Annotated in this window: 13 protein-coding genes and 4 tRNA genes; 16 read left to right on the forward strand and 1 reads right to left on the reverse strand. The window is 30.7% G+C overall.

The window, feature by feature from the left end; genetic code table 11:
- The 16 genes from L1S47_RS11510 (at window position 1) to murD (ending at window position 17,401) form a co-directional block, all read left to right on the forward strand.
- Window positions 1-75, forward strand: a tRNA-Met gene (locus L1S47_RS11510).
- Between the two features lie 9 nt (window positions 76-84).
- Window positions 85-161 (forward strand) — tRNA-Met (locus L1S47_RS11515).
- 13 nt (window positions 162-174) lie between these two features.
- Window positions 175-263, forward strand: a tRNA-Leu gene (locus L1S47_RS11520).
- Between the two features lie 386 nt (window positions 264-649).
- Entirely contained in the window at window positions 650-3,046 is a 2,397-nt protein-coding gene (gene spoIIE / locus L1S47_RS11525; RefSeq protein WP_238883690.1) for a stage II sporulation protein E, read from the forward strand.
- A 121-nt stretch (window positions 3,047-3,167) separates the two neighbouring features.
- Window positions 3,168-4,562 (forward strand): tRNA lysidine(34) synthetase TilS, encoded by a 1,395-nt coding sequence (gene tilS, locus L1S47_RS11530; protein WP_238883691.1) that lies wholly within the window; start codon window positions 3,168-3,170, stop codon window positions 4,560-4,562.
- Between the two features lie 5 nt (window positions 4,563-4,567).
- Window positions 4,568-5,107: a hypoxanthine phosphoribosyltransferase gene (gene hpt / locus L1S47_RS11535; protein WP_238883692.1), complete on the forward strand. Its 540-nt coding sequence runs from the start codon at window positions 4,568-4,570 to the stop codon at window positions 5,105-5,107.
- A gap of 77 nt (window positions 5,108-5,184) precedes the next feature.
- The gene (ftsH, locus tag L1S47_RS11540; protein ID WP_202766007.1) at window positions 5,185-6,987 is read left to right on the forward strand and encodes an ATP-dependent zinc metalloprotease FtsH; all 1,803 of its coding nucleotides are present in this window, start codon (window positions 5,185-5,187) and stop codon (window positions 6,985-6,987) included.
- Between the two features lie 148 nt (window positions 6,988-7,135).
- Window positions 7,136-8,803, forward strand: coding sequence for a formate--tetrahydrofolate ligase (locus L1S47_RS11545; protein ID WP_238883693.1), 1,668 nt, complete (start codon window positions 7,136-7,138; stop codon window positions 8,801-8,803).
- Between the two features lie 239 nt (window positions 8,804-9,042).
- On the forward strand, window positions 9,043-9,822 hold the full coding sequence (locus L1S47_RS11550) for a type III pantothenate kinase (RefSeq protein WP_238883694.1): 780 nt from the start codon (window positions 9,043-9,045) through the stop codon (window positions 9,820-9,822).
- Window positions 9,823-9,828: 6 nt separating this feature from the next.
- Entirely contained in the window at window positions 9,829-10,815 is a 987-nt protein-coding gene (gene dusB, locus L1S47_RS11555; protein WP_202766004.1) for a tRNA dihydrouridine synthase DusB, read from the forward strand.
- Between the two features lie 46 nt (window positions 10,816-10,861).
- Entirely contained in the window at window positions 10,862-11,674 is an 813-nt protein-coding gene (locus L1S47_RS11560) for a hypothetical protein (RefSeq protein ID WP_238883695.1), read from the forward strand.
- A gap of 118 nt (window positions 11,675-11,792) precedes the next feature.
- The gene (gene greA, locus L1S47_RS11565; protein ID WP_238883696.1) at window positions 11,793-12,275 is read left to right on the forward strand and encodes a transcription elongation factor GreA; all 483 of its coding nucleotides are present in this window, start codon (window positions 11,793-11,795) and stop codon (window positions 12,273-12,275) included.
- 13 nt (window positions 12,276-12,288) lie between these two features.
- Complete coding sequence (lysS, locus tag L1S47_RS11570; protein WP_238883697.1) at window positions 12,289-13,794, forward strand: lysine--tRNA ligase; 1,506 nt, start codon at window positions 12,289-12,291, stop codon at window positions 13,792-13,794.
- 106 nt (window positions 13,795-13,900) lie between these two features.
- Window positions 13,901-13,975 (forward strand) — tRNA-Asn (locus tag L1S47_RS11575).
- 388 nt (window positions 13,976-14,363) lie between these two features.
- Complete coding sequence (locus L1S47_RS11580; protein WP_238883698.1) at window positions 14,364-15,755, forward strand: glycine--tRNA ligase; 1,392 nt, start codon at window positions 14,364-14,366, stop codon at window positions 15,753-15,755.
- Between the two features lie 266 nt (window positions 15,756-16,021).
- Window positions 16,022-17,401: a UDP-N-acetylmuramoyl-L-alanine--D-glutamate ligase gene (murD, locus tag L1S47_RS11585; protein WP_238883699.1), complete on the forward strand. Its 1,380-nt coding sequence runs from the start codon at window positions 16,022-16,024 to the stop codon at window positions 17,399-17,401.
- A 97-nt stretch (window positions 17,402-17,498) separates the two neighbouring features.
- On the opposite strand, the gene L1S47_RS11590 is transcribed toward murD, so the two are convergent.
- A complete protein-coding gene (locus L1S47_RS11590) occupies window positions 17,499-18,491 on the reverse strand; it encodes a DUF5050 domain-containing protein (protein ID WP_238883700.1) in 993 nt (330 codons plus the stop codon).
- Window positions 18,492-18,863: the final 372 nt, after the last annotated feature.

An 18,863-nucleotide genomic window follows, 5' to 3' on the forward strand; every position in this document is an offset into this window, starting at 1 on the left:
GCGGGGTGGAGCAGTTGGTAGCTCGTCGGGCTCATAACCCGAAGGTCGTAGGTTCAAGTCCTGCCCCCGCAACCAAAAAAATTAGGCGGGATAGCTCAGTTGGCTAGAGCATTCGGTTCATACCCGAAGGGTCGCAGGTTCGAATCCTGTTCCCGCTACCAAATAATATAACATGCTGGAGTGGCGGAACTGGCAGACGCACAGGACTTAAAATCCTGCGGTGCTTAAACACCGTACCGGTTCGATTCCGGTCTCCAGCACCAAGAAAAGTCTACAATTTTAATTGTAGGCTTTTTTGTTATGTAAAATAATAAGAGAGGAAACATGTCTATTGGACTTAAGAAAAAGATAGAAAATTGAGTATTCCAAAAATTGTTTTCTATAAAGTTTCAAAGAGTAGAATAACATGACAAAATATTATCTTAGCAAAATCTAATGATATATACCTCTAAGCTTAACTATTGCAATAGAATATTAAAGGTGCTAGGAAAAATAATAGAATGAGTTCTATGCTGAGGAATACACAATTTTTATGAATTATATATAATTTTGTCCAACGAAAAAAATTATTCGAAACAAAGAATGACATATAATTTGAAAAGCTGCTGATATAATAATATTACATTTATTGGTAATTGGAGGTATAAAAATGCAGTATGGGTTAGAGGTAGAAACATATAAAAGAATAGGTAAAAGAAAAAAAGAGAATAAGGAAACCATGTACTATTCGCCAGTTAAATTGGCTGTAATATTTTCAGTAGGACTGTTGGTTAGTAGAGTTATGATAAATTTAAATATATCCAAAGTAGACTACATAGCACCTTTTGGAGTGGCATATCTTTTATCCTTTTTAGGGGAGAGGGATAGAGTATATAAAATAGTAGCATCCATTGGAACGTTAGTCGGATACTTAACTATTATTAGTAAAGTTAATGATGGAAATATGTATATAATAACTATTTGTATATTAACAGTAGGATCTATAATTCCTATAAAGATAGACAAGAAGGTTAATAATATAAAAAACATTATTTTCCTATATGGCTTAATTCTTGTATATAAATATGTACTACAGGGATATGAAGTTCTTTTTTCAATAATATTATCATTTTCTCTAACTATGGTAATGGCATCGGTAAGCTATATTATTAAATACTCATTGGAATGTATAGAGGAATTTAATACAGAACATTTATTTTCAAAAGAAGAAATAATAAGCATAATAATTTTACTTGCATTAACTATAACTGGAATTGGACAACTTACTTTACTTAATGTTAGTTTACGTAATGTTATAGGATTGCTAGTAGTCGTTTTAATATCTTATATTTCAGAAGGAACCTTAGGTGCAACTACTGGAATAGCATTAGGAGCGATTATTGGAATAACTACAGGAAATATGCCCTTTTATGTGTGTCTATATGGAATATGTGGTTTAACAATTGGTATATTTAAAGATATGGGAAAAATCTTTTCAATAGCTGCTTTCTTAATAATATATATGATGCTCAATATGTATTCACAAGATCTTACAATGTACAGTGGAATTGAGGGAGTATTATCAGCATTGATATTTAGTATAGTTCCTAGAAGAATCTTCAATAAGTTAAGCCTGGAATTTGATTCGGAAAAAAAAGAAGATAAAAATGCACAAGTTCATTTTATGAAGATTAAAGAGGAGTTTGGTAAAAGATTAAAAGATTTTACTCAGCTTCTTGACAATATGTCTACTACTCTACAGAGTTTTGATGATAATGATAGATTGCTGTTAAAAAACACAAGTTCAGCATTGATAGAAAACCTAGGGGATAGAGTATGCTCTAGTTGTGATATGAAGTATATGTGTTGGAAAAGAGAATTATATAGTACTTATGTAAGCTTTTCTGAATTGATTAAATCAGCTGAAGAAGGGAAAATAAAATTCCCTGCTAATTTAGAAAAAAAATGTGTTAAAAAGAATAGGCTAATAAAAAGTACAGAAGAAATAGTTGAAAATCATGTACTGAATTCTATGTGGAAAAAGAGATTGGCCGAGGGAAGAAGAATGCTCGCTGGGCATATAGGTAATATGGCAAATACAGTAGAAGATATATTAGTGAATTTAGATAAAGATATAGAATTAAGTAGTGAGCTTGAGAGAAATGTGAAGAAAATGCTTAGGAAGAATAATATAAAATTCTATGATGTATTTTGTTATGAGGATAAAAATTGTAGGGTTAATATTAAGCTTACTATGGATAACTGTAAAGGAAGTAAAACTTGTATTAAGGATGTTATACCATTAATCAATGATATTATAGGAAAACCAATGAGTGTTGGGGGAGAAGGATGTCACATTAATCCTAGTAATAATCAGTGTACTGTACTCATTGAAGAGATGCCTAAATATTATGTTGAAAGTCATGTGGCATTATCATGCAAGGAAGGTGAAAAATATACTGGAGATAGTTATTCTTTTGGAAACACAAAAGATGGAGGCTATATGACGATCGTTAGTGATGGTATGGGATCAGGGCCTAGTGCAGGAACTGAATCGAAAGCTACAGTAGAATTGATAGAAAAGTTTACTTCTGCAGGATTTAAAAACACAACTGCCATTAATGCAGTGAATTCTATAATGAATATGAAGTTTGCAGAGGATGAAAAATTTGCTACCTTAGATATGAATACAATAGATTTATATACAGGGGAAGTAGAATTTATTAAGATTGGAGCTGTAGCAAGTTTTATAAAGAGTAACAATAAGGTTGAAGAAATAAATTCAAAGACATTGCCTTTTGGAGTTTTAGATAAACCAGATATAGAAATGGTAAATAGAAAACTTAAGAATGGAGATATATTACTCACCTTAAGTGATGGAATTCTAGAAATTAGTAAAAATGAAACTGGAAATACTGGGTGGATAGTTAATTATTTAAGAGAAACTAAGATAACAAATCCAAAGGAGATGGCACAAGATATACTTGAGAAAGCCAAAGAACTTTCTGGAGGTAAGTGTAAAGATGATATGACTATCGTGGCTTCAAAGGTATATGCATGTTATTAGAATTTAATATAATTTTAAAAGACTTGGTTTTAACCAGGTCTTTTATTTGGAATTTATAATTGAATAGTGATAATAAATGGTATAATATAAAATGAATTTGTTTTAAAGGTGTGAAAATAATATGAAAGAAAAAGTAACTAATTATATATATGAGAATAAATTAATAAACCCAGGAGATAAGATATTAGTAGCTCTTTCGGGAGGACCAGATTCTGTATGTCTGATAAATCTTCTTATAGAAATGAGAGATGAGTTCAATATTAGTATTGGAGCAGCACACATAAATCATATGCTAAGAGGGGATGAGGCAGAGGCAGATGAGGAATATGTTAGAAAAATATGTGAACTAAATAATATACCATGTTATGTTAAGAGAGTAGATATAAATAAGGTTTCTAAGGAAAAAGGAATAAGTTCTGAAATGGCAGGAAGAGAAGAACGTTATAATTTTTTTGATGAAATAAGAAAGAGATACTTATATGATAAAGTTGCACTAGCACATAATGCTAATGATCAGGCTGAAACTGTATTGATGAGATTAATGAGAGGAAGCGGATTAGAGGGGTTAACAGGTATAAAAGCTAAAAGAGATGAAATATACATAAGGCCTATATTAAGTTGTGATAGAAGTGAAATAGAAAATTATTGCATCGAAAAAGGACTAAATCCAAGAATAGATAAAACTAATTTAGAAAATATTTATTCAAGAAATAAAGTTAGACTTGAATTAATTCCATATATAAGAGAAAATTTTAATACAGATATAGTAAATACATTAAACAGAATAGCTCTTTTATTAGAAAAAGATAGTGAATTTATTCAATATTATGTAGAGGAAGCAATAGAAAAATATTGTGTATTTAATGAAAAACTTATAATTAAAAGTGGTCTATTCGAATTAAAAGAAGCAATTTTAACTAGAGTTATTAAAAATTCTATAATGAGGTTTTCTCAAAAATATTATAATATAGAAATGAAACATATTTATGATATTGTATCTCTTCAAACGAATAAAAGTGGAAGTAGAATATCACTTCCAAATGAGCTTGAAGCCTCAAATTCCTATGGGAATATAGAAATAAGATTTACTAATAATGACGAAAAAGAAAATATAAAAGAAAATAATATATTAATAAATAAAGAAAATGTATATAATTATTTAGTAGAGTTCTATAATTATAATATAGAATTTAGTGTTTTAAAAAAAGATGAAAAGTTAAATTTTTCTAAAGACGCTTTAATTAAATATTTTGATTATGATAAGATAGTTAGTAGTATAGAAGTAAGAAGAAGAAAAGATGGAGATGCTATAAAACCTTATGGAATGAAGGGGAAGAAAAAACTTAAAGATTTATTTATGGATCTGAAAATTCCAAGGGAAGATAGAGATGAAATTCCTTTAGTATGTTTTAATAATGAAATAGCTTGGATTGTTGGTATTAGAACTTCAGAGGATTTTAAAATAACTAAAAATACAAAAAATATATTAAGGATTAAGTTTTCTAGAAAGGAATAAAGAGAATGATAAATGATATTAAAGAGATTTTATTCGATGAGGAAACAATAAAAGCTAAAATTGTGGAATTAGCGAATTTGATAAGTGAGGATTACAAAGGGAAAAATCTCGTGATTGTTGGGGTTTTAAAGGGATCTGTAATTTTTGCGGCAGAACTAATTAAGAACATTAAAGTTCCATGCGAGATTGACTTTATGGCAGTTTCTTCATATGGAAACTCTACTGAAACCTCAGGGGTAGTAAGGATATTAAAGGACTTAGATCATGGAATTGAGGGAAAAGATATTTTAATAGTAGAAGATATAGTAGACAGTGGAATAACATTGAACTATTTAGGGAAATACTTACAAGGTAGGGGAGCTAAGAGTATTAACATAGTTACCTTACTAAATAAGTCAGCAAGGAGAAAAACAGATGTTGATGTAAAATATCAAGGATTTGATGTTCCAGATGAATTTATTGTTGGCTATGGAATAGATTATGCAGAAAAATACAGGAATTTACCTTTTATAGGAATATTAAAACCTGAGGTTTATGAAAAATAGAATAAAATCTTATTGTTGTTAGATAAATTTATATATGATAAAATTTTATAATAACTAGAAAGAGAGGGGGGCCTTAAATGAAAAAATTTTCAAGCGCAACGGCCTGGATTATAATATCTGTTATGGTTATGTTTATAGCTTTTACTATTTGGGAAAGCGGTAAAACTAAGGACATATTATCATACAGTCAATTTAAACAACATTACCAAAACAATGAAGTGAAATCAATACGTGTAAATCAGGATAATATAACTATAGAGGGTACTTTGAATGATGGAAAGGTATTTAATGCTTATGTACCTTTAGAAACATTAAATACTTTAATTGCAGCAAGTCCAAAGGATTCAGTTGATTTATCTTTTGATGCACCTAAAAGCACAAAAGAATGGTTAAATTTAATTCCTACCGTATTGCTGATAGTTGTGTTCTTAATTTTCTTATTTATTTTTATGCAACAATCTCAAAGCGGTGGTGGAAATCGTGGAGTAATGAATTTTGGTAGAAGTAGGGCCAAAATGGCAACGCCTGATAAGAAGAAGGTTTCATTTAAAGATGTAGCAGGTGCAGATGAGGAGAAAGAGGAACTGGCAGAGATTGTAGATTTCTTAAAGGATCCTAAGAAGTATACAGATATGGGAGCAAGAATTCCTAAGGGTGTCTTATTAGTTGGGCCTCCAGGAACAGGTAAAACTCTTCTTGCAAAAGCCATAGCAGGAGAAGCTGGAGTACCATTCCTTAGTATTTCAGGTTCAGATTTCGTAGAAATGTTTGTTGGAGTTGGTGCTTCAAGAGTAAGAGATCTTTTTGAGCAAGCTAAGAAGTTCCCATCATCAATTGTATTTATTGATGAAATAGATGCAGTTGGTAGACAAAGAGGCGCTGGCCTTGGTGGAGGACACGATGAAAGAGAACAAACATTAAATCAATTACTAGTTGAAATGGATGGATTTGGAGTAAATGAAGGAATAATTATGATAGCAGCTACTAATAGACCTGATATCTTAGATCCTGCATTACTTAGACCAGGAAGATTTGATAGACAAATCATGGTAGGAGCTCCTGATGTTAAAGGTAGAGAAGAAATTCTAAAGGTTCATACTAGACATAAGCCATTAGCAGAAGATGTAAATCTTGAAGTTTTAGCAAAAAGAACTCCAGGGTTCACAGGTGCAGATATAGAGAACCTTACTAATGAAGCTGCACTACTTTCTGTAAGAAAAACTAAAAATAGAATTGGAATGGAAGAAATGGAAGAGGCTATTACTAGAGTAATTGCTGGTCCAGAAAAGAAGAGTAGAGTTATAAGTGAGCACGATAAGAAACTTACAGCTTATCATGAAGCAGGTCATGCAGTTGTAGCTATGTTCTTAGAAAATTCGGATCCAGTTCATCAAATCAGTATTATACCTAGAGGTATGGCTGGTGGTTATACAATGCATCTTCCAAAGGAAGATAGATCATATACATCTAAGTCTAAACTTAAAGATGATATGGTAGGACTTCTAGGTGGAAGGGTTGCAGAAAAACTTGTTATTGGAGATATAAGTACTGGAGCAAAAAATGATATAGACAGAGCTTCTAATATAGCAAGGGCAATGGTTATGGAATACGGAATGAGTGAAGAAGTAGGTCCAATTAGCTATGGAACTGATCAGAATGAAGTTTTCTTAGGAAGAGATATCGGAAGATCAAGAAACTTTAGTGAAGATATTGGAGCTAAAATAGATAATGAGATCAAGGGATTGATTGATGATGCTTATAATAGTGCTCAAAAGATATTAACTGAAAATATAAATAAGCTTCATGCAGTAGCGCAAGCTTTACTTGAGAGAGAAAGACTTGAAGCTAATGAATTCCAAGAAGTATTTAATAATGCATAACAGAGTGAAAGCCGTATGAAATACGGCTTTCTTTTATATTTGTTCGTAATAACACGAAAATAAACAAAAAAATATTTAAAATTATCTTTATAAATGGTATAATAAACAAGGAAATTTTAAATACTTTAAATAAAAGAGGTGTCTCAGAATGAAAAGTGATATTGAAATTGCACAAGGTGCAAAAATGCAACCTATTGTTAATATAGCTGAAAAATTAGGGTTAAATGAAGATGATATAGAGTTATATGGTAAATACAAATGCAAAATTTCTTTAGATGTCATGGATAAAACATCAAAGAAAGATGGAAAATTAGTTTTGGTAACTGCAATAAATCCAACTCCTGCGGGAGAAGGGAAATCTACAGTAACTGTTGGATTAAGTCAAGCGTTATGTAGATTAAATAAAAATTCTGTAGTAGCTATGAGAGAACCTTCATTAGGTCCTGTATTTGGGGTTAAAGGGGGAGCAGCAGGTGGTGGATATGCTCAAGTTGTACCAATGGAAGATATAAACTTACATTTTACAGGTGATATGCATGCCATTACTACTGCTAATAACTTGCTTTCAGCGGCTATAGATAACCATATACATCAAGGAAATCAATTAAGAATCGATGCAAGAAGAATACTATTTAAAAGAGTAATGGATATGAATGATAGAGCATTAAGACAAGTAGTAGTTGGTATGGGTGGTAAACTTAATGGATTCTTAAGAGAAGATGGTTTTATGATTACAGTAGCATCTGAAATAATGGCAATATTATGTTTGGCTAAAGATTTAAAAGATTTAAAAGAAAGAATGGGTAATATATTAGTTGCTTATAATTTGGATGGGGAACCTGTCTATGCAAAAGATATTCAAGTGCAAGGTGCCATGGCTTTATTGATGAAAGATGCAATAAAACCAAATCTAGTTCAAACTTTAGAAAATACTCCAGCAATAATACATGGAGGACCTTTTGCAAATATAGCCCATGGATGCAATTCTATTATTGCAACAAAAATGGCATTGAAATTAGGAGATGTTGTAGTAACAGAAGCTGGATTTGGAGCAGATTTAGGAGCTGAGAAATTCTTTGATATAAAATGCAGATATGCAGGTCTTAATCCGGATTGTGTTGTATTAGTAGCTACAATTAGAGCGTTAAAACATCATGGAGGAGCTTCAAAAGCTGATTTAAGTACAGAAAATTTAGAATGTCTCTCAAAAGGATTAGATAATTTAGGGAAACATATTGAAAATGTTAATAAATATGGAGTTCCATTGGTAGTAGCTATTAATAGATTCCTTAGTGATACAGAAGAGGAAATTAAGTTAATAGAAAACTATTGTAAAGAGAAAAATGTAAAAGTGGCGCTATCAGATGTATGGGCAAAGGGTGGCGAAGGTGGAATTGAACTTGCAAATGAAGTTATCAATATTTTAGATAATGAAGTTTCGGATTTTAAAGTGTTATATAAAGTTGAAGACAAAGTAACAGATAAAATTACTAAGATAGCACAAGAAATATATGGTGCTAGAGGAGTGAATTTCACACCACAAGCAATTAATCAAATAAAAGAATTAGAAAGAATAAATTGTGATGAGTTACCAATATGTATGGCAAAAACTCAATATTCACTTTCAGATAATCCTAATCTTCTTGGCAGGGCTTCTAATTTCGATATTACAGTTAGAGAAGTCAGAGTTTCTAAGGGGGCAGGATTTATAGTAGTATTAACTGGTGATATTATGACTATGCCAGGATTGCCTAAAGTACCTGCAGCGAATAGAATGGATATATTAGATGATGGGGAAATAGTAGGATTATTTTAGATATTAATATTTTAAAATATAGCTGGTAAAAAATATGAAAAGAAAGTTGTTAATAATTAACAACTTTCTTTTTGTTAATATCTTGACAAATGATAATTAATTGCTAAAATTAAATTGTTAAATTTACAGTATAAAATTCAATTTTTATGATTTATTAAAATGGAGAGGCGGTTCTTTTGTAATAAATGATTTGAAGGAATCTTTTACCCTCCTTATTTTATTATTTTAGGTGGTGCAATATGATATTATTAATAGATGTTGGAAATACTAACATAGTTTTAGGGCTTAATGATGAAAATGGATTTAGTGCAAGTTGGAGAATATCAACAGATGCAAATAAAACATCTGATGAATATGGAATACAAGTTATTCAGCTATTTCATCAAAATGACATAAACCCAAGGGATGTTGAGGGAATAATAATTTCTTCAGTAGTTCCTAATATAATGTATTCTCTTGAACATATGATTAGAAAATGTTTTAATGTTGACCCAGTAATTGTAGGACCAGGTGTGAAAACTGGAATAAATATTAAATATGATAATCCAAAAGAGGTAGGTGCAGATAGGATCGTAAATGCTGTTGCAGCGCATGAAAAATTTAGAAGAAGTTCAATAATAATAGATTTTGGAACTGCAACAACATTCTGCGCATTAACTAAGAATGGAAACTATCTAGGAGGCAATATTGTACCAGGAATAAAAATATCATCTGAAGCACTTTTCCAAAGAGCAGCCAAATTACCTAGAGTTGAATTAGAAAAACCTAAGGGCGTTATTTGTAAAAATACTATATCCAGTATGCAAGCTGGCATAATATATTCATATGTTGGTGGAGTTGAGTATATAGTTAGAGCAATGAAAAAAGAAATGATGGCAGTTGGAGAAGATGAACCTATAGTAGTTGCAACAGGTGGACTTGCGAAACTTATTGCAGAAAGCACTGATGTAATTGATATTATAGAACCACAGCTTACATTAGAGGGACTAAAGATAATTTATGAAAAGAATAAGGAGTAGGATATAGTGAAAATAGGAAATCTAGAATTTGAAAATGCTATTTTCTTAGCTCCTATGGCAGGTGTTACAGACATTTCTTTTAGAGGGCTTTGCAAAGAGATGGGTTGCGAGTTAGTATATACAGAAATGATAAGTTCAAAGGCAATGTATTATGGTAGTGATAATACAATGAATTTACTTAGAACAGCTGATGAAGAGCGACCTGTAGCAGCACAAATTTTTGGGAATGATCCCAAAGTCATGGCTGAGGTAGTTGAGAAATACTTTAATGAAAGAGAAGATATATGCATTATAGATATAAATATGGGATGTCCAGCTCCTAAGATAGTAAAGAATGGTGAAGGGTCTGCATTGATGAAAGATCCAAAACTTGCATGGGAGATAGTGAGTTCTATAAAGAAAGTTTCAAAAAAACCTGTAACTGTAAAGTTTAGAAAAGGATTTAATGAAGATAATATAAATGCAGTAGAATTTGCTAAGTGGATGGAAGATGCAGGAGCTGATACAATAGCAGTTCATGGAAGAACACGAGAACAAATGTATGAAGGTAAGGCAGATTGGGACATAATAGCTAAGGTAAAGAATGCTGTTGGTATTCCAGTTATAGGGAATGGGGATATCTTTAAACCAGAAGATGCATTAGAGCTAAAAAGAGTTTCTAATTGTGATGGAATAATGATTGCAAGAGGAAGTATGGGGAATCCTTGGATATTTAAGCAGATTTCTCAGATATTAAAAGGTGAAGAAGTTACATATCCGACTCCATCAGAAAAGATAAAAATGTGTATGAGACATTATGAATTGGCATTTAAGTATGATGGAGAATATAAAGCTATTAGAGAAATGAGAAAGCATTCAGCTTGGTATATAAAAGGACTAAACAATTGTACTGATATTAAAAACAAAATAAACCTCCAAGAAAATATAAATGACGTTTTTGAAATTTTAAAAAGTTATATGATATATTTAGAATCTGAAGGTATTAATAATTAGCTGAGTGAATAATATACCATAAGAATAATATATGAGGTAAAGCTTAGTGAGAGATATTTTAGATATACGGGTAGCTGACGGAGAACCATATTTCAAAAATAACTCTGTAACAAAAATATTAGATAGTTTTAAAATAAAAAGAATTGCACAAATTAATTTAAGTGATTTTCACAGCAATATAGTTAGAGTAAGTATTCCACCAAATCTAAATTGGAGTTCTTACTCTAATAATGTAGTTAGGGCAATAGGTAGGAGAAAATGGGATTCCATCAGCGTAAAAGGAAATAGAAAATATGATTTTAATTATTTAGAGAATTTCCAAAGGGATGTTTTAGCCTATGGAATTATTGCATCTATAAAAATCATTCTTATGAATAATCATAAGAAGATAAGCAATTCAACTATAGGCATAGAGGATGGTGGGAATGTATCAAACTTGCCCATAATAAAGCAATGTGCCATGTATACAAATAGAATTCTTTTAATAACAAGAAATTATAAAGAAGCAAGTAAAATAAGGGAATATATAATAGCTAATTATGGGGTTTCACCAGAAATAGTTTTTACAGAGGATAAGACGGAGAATATTGATTTTATTGTTACAGAATATGATAAGGAATATAGCTCTTTAGGCGTTTGGTATTTAAATAATTACTATTTACCTAAAAATTATATTATGCATGCAATAAATGATGTGGAGTTTTATTTCCCTGAACTTAAGGAGGATATTCCGCCTGAATTGTTAGGAGTTTTATTAAAATCAAGCAAAGGGAATAATAAAACAGTAGAAGAAATACTAAATTGTAATAAGATAGAAATTAGTAAAATAAAACTTGGAAAAAAGGAAATAAAGGTATAGAATTATTGACAGTAAGTGTACTTAGTTTTATAATATGTTAAATAATCCTATAGTTAAAAATATATATTAAATTAATAATATACTGTATAAAATGAGCTATGTAGAAGGGGAGAAAGAAATGAGCGAGCAAAAAAAGGTAATTTTAACTTATGAAGGAGTTAAAAAACTAGAAGATGAACTTGAATTTTTAAAAACTGTTAAAAGAAAAGAAATTACTGAAAAAATAAAAGTAGCTTTAGGTTACGGTGATTTAAGCGAAAACTCAGAATACGATGAAGCTAAGAATGAGCAAGCATTCACTGAAGGAAGAATTCTTCAGTTAGAAAACATGCTTAAAAATGCAGTAGTTGTTGATGAGTCGGAAATTTCAACAGATTCAGTAACTGTAGGATCAGTTGTAAAAGTTAAAGATTTTGAGTTTGATGAAGAAGTTGAGTATATAATAGTTGGTTCAGCAGAAGCAGATCCAATGAACTATAAAATATCAAATGAGTCACCAGTTGGTGCTGCACTTTTAGGTAAAAAAGTAGGAGACTCAGTAGAAGTTATAGTGCCAGGTGGTACAAATAAATTCGAAGTTTTAGGAATTAGAAGAGAGTAACGGAGGTTTCACAATGTCAAATGAGGAAATGAACATTAACCAGTTAGAAGCTCAATTTAGTGAACAAGAGAGATTGAGAAGACAAAAACTTGAAGAATTAAAGGCTACAGGAAATGATCCTTTCGATGTTTATAAGGTTGTAGTAAGCCATTCTTCAAATGCAGTAAAAGAAGATTTTGAATCTTTAGAAGGAAAAAATGTAAAGGTTGCTGGAAGACTAATGTCTAAAAGAGGCCAAGGAAAAGTAATTTTTGCAGATATTCATGATAAAGAAGGAAAACTTCAATTATTTATAAAACTTGATGCTGTTGGAGAAGAAAATCTTAAATCCTTTAAGACTTTCGATTTAGGAGATTGGATTTCAGCAGAAGGAGAAGTTTTTAAAACTAAAGCAGGAGAAATATCTGTAAAGGTTAATGAATTCAAACTTATTTGTAAATCATTAAAACCTCTACCAGAAAAATGGCATGGCTTAAAAGATCCAGACTTAAGATATAGACAAAGAGAACTAGATTTAATAACTAATCAAGATGTTAGAGAAACTTTTATTAAGAGATCTAAGATAATATCTGGTATTAGACAATTTTTAGATAATAGAGGATACTTAGAAGTTGACACACCTATGCTATCACCAACAGCAGGAGGTGCAGCTGCTAGACCATTTATTACTCACCATAATACATTAGATATAGATATGTATTTAAGAATTGCAACAGAATTACACTTAAAAAGATGTATAGTTGGTGGATTCGAAAAAGTATATGATATGGGAAGAATCTTCAGAAATGAAGGAATGTCAGTAAAACATAACCCAGAATTCACTACAATTGAATTATATGAAGCATATGCTGATTATAATGATATGATGGAAATCACTGAAAATATGGTAGCATATGTTTGTGAAAAAGTTAATGGATCAACTAAGGTTTCATACCAGGGAACTGAAATAGATTTCAAACCACCTTGGAGAAGAATAACTATGGTTGATGCAGTTAAAGAATATGCTAATGTAGATTACAATGCTATTTCAAGCAATGAAGAAGCTCAAAAAATAGCAAAAGAAAGAAATCTAGAATTTAAGAAACCTTTATCAACTGTAACAAAAGGAGAAGTATTAAATGCTCTTTACGAAGAATACTGTGAAGAAAAAATGATACAACCTACTTTTGTAATAGATTATCCAGTTGAAATATCTCCTCTTACTAAAAAGAAAAGAGGAAATGAAGAATTCACTGAAAGATTTGAAGGATTTGTTTTTGGAAGAGAGGTATGTAATGCTTACTCTGAATTAAATGATCCTATCGTTCAAAGAGAAAGATTTGAACAACAAGAAAAGGAAAGAGATCTAGGAGATGATGAAGCATACATGATAGATGAAGAATTCATGAGTGCTTTAGAAACAGGTATGCCTCCAACAGGAGGATTAGGAATCGGTATTGATAGACTAATCATGTTCTTAACAGATTCAGCATCAATTAGAGACGTAATCTTATTCCCAACAATGAAGCCATTACAGTAAGTTTTAATAAATCGCCCAAAAGTGGGCGATTTTTTTTATGAAAAATTTTTGAGAAAACTATTGCATTTTATTGAAATCTTGATATAATAATATTTGTGATTGACGTTCCGCGATAGCTCAATGGTGGAGCACTCGGCTGTTAACCGATAGGTTGGAGGTTCGAGCCCTCTTCGCGGAGCCAATTTTATTTTTAGAAGATAATAATAGTAATGAGATTCAGCGTAAGCTGATTTTTTTTTACTCTTTAGGAATTTATAATATTGGTGTTTTGAATAGTTTGGATTTTGGTTGACAATATGTGAGGATTTGATTATATTATTAATATAAAATTTAATAGGCATGATGATAAAGAGGAGTAACTTTATGATTTATTTAGAGAGGTAGTGTTTGGTGAAAACTATCAAATCTTAAGGTGAAGGGCACTTTTGAATGCACGAAATGTTAAAGCAGGGCAATTGCCAAGAAGGGTGGAACCGCGGAAAGATATTTTCGTCCCTTTATGGTAATGGCTTTTTTTATTTTACTGAAAAATTATAAAGTACAAATTAAGTTAGGTTGGAGGTATTATTATGGCAGTAGAAAAGACAATGGATAAAATCGTTGCACTTGCAAAAAACAGAGGGTTTATATTTCCTGGCTCAGAGATTTATGGAGGCCTTGCAAATTCATGGGATTATGGCCCTTTAGGAGTAGAATTCAAAAACAATGTTAAAAAGGCATGGTGGAAAAAATTCGTTCAAGAAAGTCCATATAACGTTGGTGTTGATTGTGCAATACTTATGAATAGAGAAGTTTGGGTTGCATCAGGACATGTAGGAGGATTTTCTGATCCATTAATGGATTGTAAAGAATGTAAAACAAGATTTAGAGCAGATAAGATTGTTGAAGATCATATGACTGCAAATGGAGCAGAGGTTGCAACAGCAGATGGCTGGAGTAATGAAGAGCTTAAGAAGTATATAGATGACAATAACATAGTATGTCCTAAATGCGGAAAGAAGAATTATACTGAGATAAGAAAGTTTAATTTAATGTTCAAAACTTTCCAAGGCGTAACAGAGGATGCAAAGTCAGAAATATTCTTAAGACCTGAAACTGCTCAAGGAATATTTGTTAACTTTAAATCAGTTCAAAGAAGTTCAAGAAAGAAAGTTCCATTTGGAATAGCTCAAATTGGTAAGTCATTTAGAAATGAAATAACACCAGGAAACTTTACATTCAGAACAAGAGAATTCGAACAAATGGAATTAGAATTCTTCTGTAAACCAGGAACTGATATAGAATGGTTTAACTATTGGAGAGAATATTGCTGGAACTTCTTATTAAACTTAGGAGCAAATAAAGAAAATTTAAGAATGAGAGATCACGAAGCTGAAGAGCTTTCATTCTACTCAAATGCAACTTCTGATATAGAATACTTATTCCCATTTGGATGGGGAGAATTATGGGGAATAGCTGATAGAACAGATTATGACCTTAAGAAACATCAAGAGCATTCAGGAGAAGATTTAAGCTATCTAGATCCTGCCACAAATGAGAGATATGTTCCTTACTGTGTAGAACCTTCTTTAGGTGCAGATAGAGTAACACTTGCATTTTTAATAGATGCTTATGATGAAGAGGAACTTGAAGGCGGAGATGTAAGAACAGTATTACACCTACACCCTGCATTAGCACCATTTAAAGCAGCTGTTTTACCACTTTCTAAGAAATTATCAGAAAAAGCAGATGAGGTATATTCATCTCTTGCTAAAAAATTCAACATTGAGTATGATGAAGCTGGAAGCATAGGAAAGAGATATAGAAGACAAGATGAAATAGGAACACCTTTCTGTATAACTGTAGATTTTGACACTCTTGAAGATGGAGCAGTAACTGTAAGAGATAGAGATACAATGGCTCAAGAGAGAGTTAAAATAAGTGATTTAGAAGCATATATAGAAAAAAGATTAGAATTTTAATAATAAAGGGGCTATCACAGAATGATTTTATCAGAAAACATTCTCTGATAGCTCTTTTTGCAATTAAAAACACTTACCACAACAATTTGTAGAATATTATTTCATAAAATCATACTATGTATATATATTTTTATCAGATTTAAAGTTAATGGCTATATTGTATATGAAGCAGCTTGTCTAAAGTGGAATTATAATACAACCAATGTTATAATAAAAATAAAATAGGCAAAAATTTAGTGTATATAGATTTTTTGGAGGAAAACTAAATGAAAAAAGATTTTAATGAATTTAAGAGATTCATAAAGGGAAAGAATGTTGCTGTAGTAGGTATTGGAGTAAGTAATATTCCTCTAATAGATTTTTTGTTAAGTTTAGGTGCTAAAGTAACAGCTTTTGATAAAAAAGAAGAAAATGAACTTGGTGATATAGCTATATCATTTAAAAATAAGAATGTTAAACTGATGTTAGGAGAGGATTATTTGACCAAGCTTAACGGCTTTCAAGTAATATTTAAGACTCCTGGCATGAGAATTGATATTCCAGAATTAGCTGAAGCTAAGAAGCAAGGCGCTTATATTACTTCTGAAATGGAGGAGTTTGTTAGGTATTGTCCTGCAAAGATATATGGAGTAACTGGTAGCGATGGTAAAACAACTACAACAACTATTGTTTCTAAGTTACTTATGGAAGAAGGCTATAAGACTTGGGTTGGAGGAAATATAGGAACTCCTCTTTTCTCAAAAATTGAAGAAATAAGAGAATCAGATAGAGTTGTACTAGAATTATCTTCATTTCAATTAATGACAATGGATAACAGGATAGAGAGTGCAATAGTGACTAATTTAACCCCAAATCATTTAGACATGCATAAAGGAATGGAAGAATATATAGATTCTAAGAAAAATATTTTTAAGTATCAAGCTAAAGATGATTTGTTAGTTATAAATAAAGATAATTCTATAACAAATAGTTTCGAAAAAGAGGCTAAGGGGAAGGTTAACTTCTTTTCTTCTAAGGAAGAATTGATTAATGGGGCTTATTTAAGAAATGGAATTCTATATTTAGGTGAAAGAGAAGTTGTTGCTGAGAAAGAAGTAATACTTAGAGGGACTCATAATATGGAAAATTACTTAGCAGCATTTTTAGTAACAAAAGATGATGTGAAAATAGAAACAATGAAGAAGGTTGCTAAAACTTTTAAAGGTGTAGAACATAGATGTGAGTTAGTAAAAGAAATAGATGGAGTAAAGTATTATAATGATTCAATAGCATCTAGTCCTACAAGAACCTTAGCAGGATTAAAAGCTTTTGATAAAAAAGTAATATTGATAGCAGGTGGGTATGATAAGCACATACCATTTGAACCACTAGCTGAAGAAGGGTATATGTTTATAAAAGAACTTATTTTACTTGGTGCAACAAGAGAGAAGATTAAAGCTACCTTTGATAAATTAAAAGATGATAAAGGGATAGACGTGCCAGTCCACATGGTTAATTCATTAGAAGAGGCAGTTGGTATAGCTAAGACTTTGTCAAAACAGGGGGATATTGTAACTCTTTCACCTGCATGTGCAAGCTTTGATATGTTCCCTAATTTTGCCGTAAGGGGAGATAAGTTTAAGGAAATAGTAAATAGTTTAAAGTAATTTGAAATGCGAAAGTATATAAGAAGGAGATAATATTATTACACATATCTGTAATAATATTATCTCCTTCAAAGTTTTAATTTCTATATTAAATGATTTAGCTGACAGCATTTTGAACTATTAATACACCTTCTTCTGGTGCGATACTTTTTTGATATAAGATAGAAGTACCTAATATATAATAGTCAATAACTGAATCAGTTGTTATTGGTTTATCTGTAAAAGAATTATTGCCAGAGTCTATTAGAGAATAAATGCTATTTGAAGAATCCTTGTTTAAAAAGAAAATACTGTTATTAGAAGATTTTAGTTTTTCGGCTTTCACATCAAATATTTTCTTTTCTTCTTGAGTAGATAAATCTAAATAGTACAATTTATCATTATCAGAAGAATTAACAAAAATTATGTTGCTTTTATATATAATAAAGCTTTCAACAGAGGATTTAGATAATTTCACTCTATTAGTACCATCTGTTTTGACTGCATATATTGAGAAGTTGTCAGAAGCATTTTGATATATTATCCATTGTCCAGAAACAACAAAATTACCACTAGAATCTTGAGTTAATACAGTTCTTGACTTTTTATCCAAATCATATTTTGTAATATAGTTATTATTGCTTTTATTTATGTAAAACAAATTATTTTGAGAGAATATTATGTTTTGAGGAACATCATCAGATATTTTGGTTGGAGTTTTGCTTGTGGTATCAAAAGAGTAAAGTGCTGATGAATCACTAGCATTTCCAAAATATACAATGGTTCCAGAAACTCCAATTGAATTAGGTGAGGATATAGTATCAAATATGGTATCTGTCTTAATTCCATTCGTAAGGTCTTTATCAAATGATGTTAATTTATTATTATTTCTCCAATCAGGAAAAATATTTTTAGAATCAATAGCATAAAAATTGTTTGGTGTATCTACAGTATCTGTTATTGTAACAGGTGTTGCTTCGTTTGTACTTGGAGAATTGATAGATATAGACGAACTACTTGGAGTTTTAGTATCACTGTTACTGCTTTTACTACAAGATATTAGAGAAAAACTTAAGGATGATATTAAAACAGCTATTAATATTTTCTTCAAATTTATTACCTCCTTTAAATAGTATATATTTTATTATATCGTAATTTAATGAAAAGACTATACGGCGCTATAATATAATTGATAAATCAAGATAAACCTATCCTAGTGTATCTATAATAGAACAATTGAGAATTTAATTGAAATATTAAGAATGAATAACTTATTTGAATTAATTGAACCTTAAATGAGAAATATATATATATACATCATGGTACTATTTTATTCGTCGCTGATGGCGATGCAACAAAAAAGTGCTTGACACTAGATAATCAAAATGTTATTATAGTTAAGCAAGTTTTAATTGCTCTTTGAAAATTAAACAGAGGAAATGAAGTAAGATTTAGAAATAAACTTAAGTCAACGTAATCTTTT

This window comes from Clostridium sp. YIM B02551 (assembly GCF_022324735.1).
Lineage (GTDB): Bacteria > Bacillota > Clostridia > Clostridiales > Clostridiaceae > Clostridium_T > Clostridium_T paridis.

Excerpts from the sequence above, each read along its gene's own strand:
- L1S47_RS11580 (WP_238883698.1), top strand. The coding sequence starts at position 14,364 with ATGGCAGTAGAAAAGACAATGGATAAAATCGTTGCACTTGCAAAAAAC.
- murD (WP_238883699.1), top strand. The coding sequence starts at position 16,022 with ATGAAAAAAGATTTTAATGAATTTAAGAGATTCATAAAGGGAAAGAAT.
- L1S47_RS11545 (WP_238883693.1), top strand. The coding sequence starts at position 7,136 with ATGAAAAGTGATATTGAAATTGCACAAGGTGCAAAAATGCAACCTATT.
- hpt (WP_238883692.1), top strand. The coding sequence starts at position 4,568 with ATGATAAATGATATTAAAGAGATTTTATTCGATGAGGAAACAATAAAA.
- L1S47_RS11550 (WP_238883694.1), top strand. The coding sequence starts at position 9,043 with ATGATATTATTAATAGATGTTGGAAATACTAACATAGTTTTAGGGCTT.
- greA (WP_238883696.1), top strand. The coding sequence starts at position 11,793 with ATGAGCGAGCAAAAAAAGGTAATTTTAACTTATGAAGGAGTTAAAAAA.
- spoIIE (WP_238883690.1), top strand. The coding sequence starts at position 650 with ATGCAGTATGGGTTAGAGGTAGAAACATATAAAAGAATAGGTAAAAGA.
- lysS (WP_238883697.1), top strand. The coding sequence starts at position 12,289 with ATGTCAAATGAGGAAATGAACATTAACCAGTTAGAAGCTCAATTTAGT.
- ftsH (WP_202766007.1), top strand. The coding sequence starts at position 5,185 with ATGAAAAAATTTTCAAGCGCAACGGCCTGGATTATAATATCTGTTATG.
- tilS (WP_238883691.1), top strand. The coding sequence starts at position 3,168 with ATGAAAGAAAAAGTAACTAATTATATATATGAGAATAAATTAATAAAC.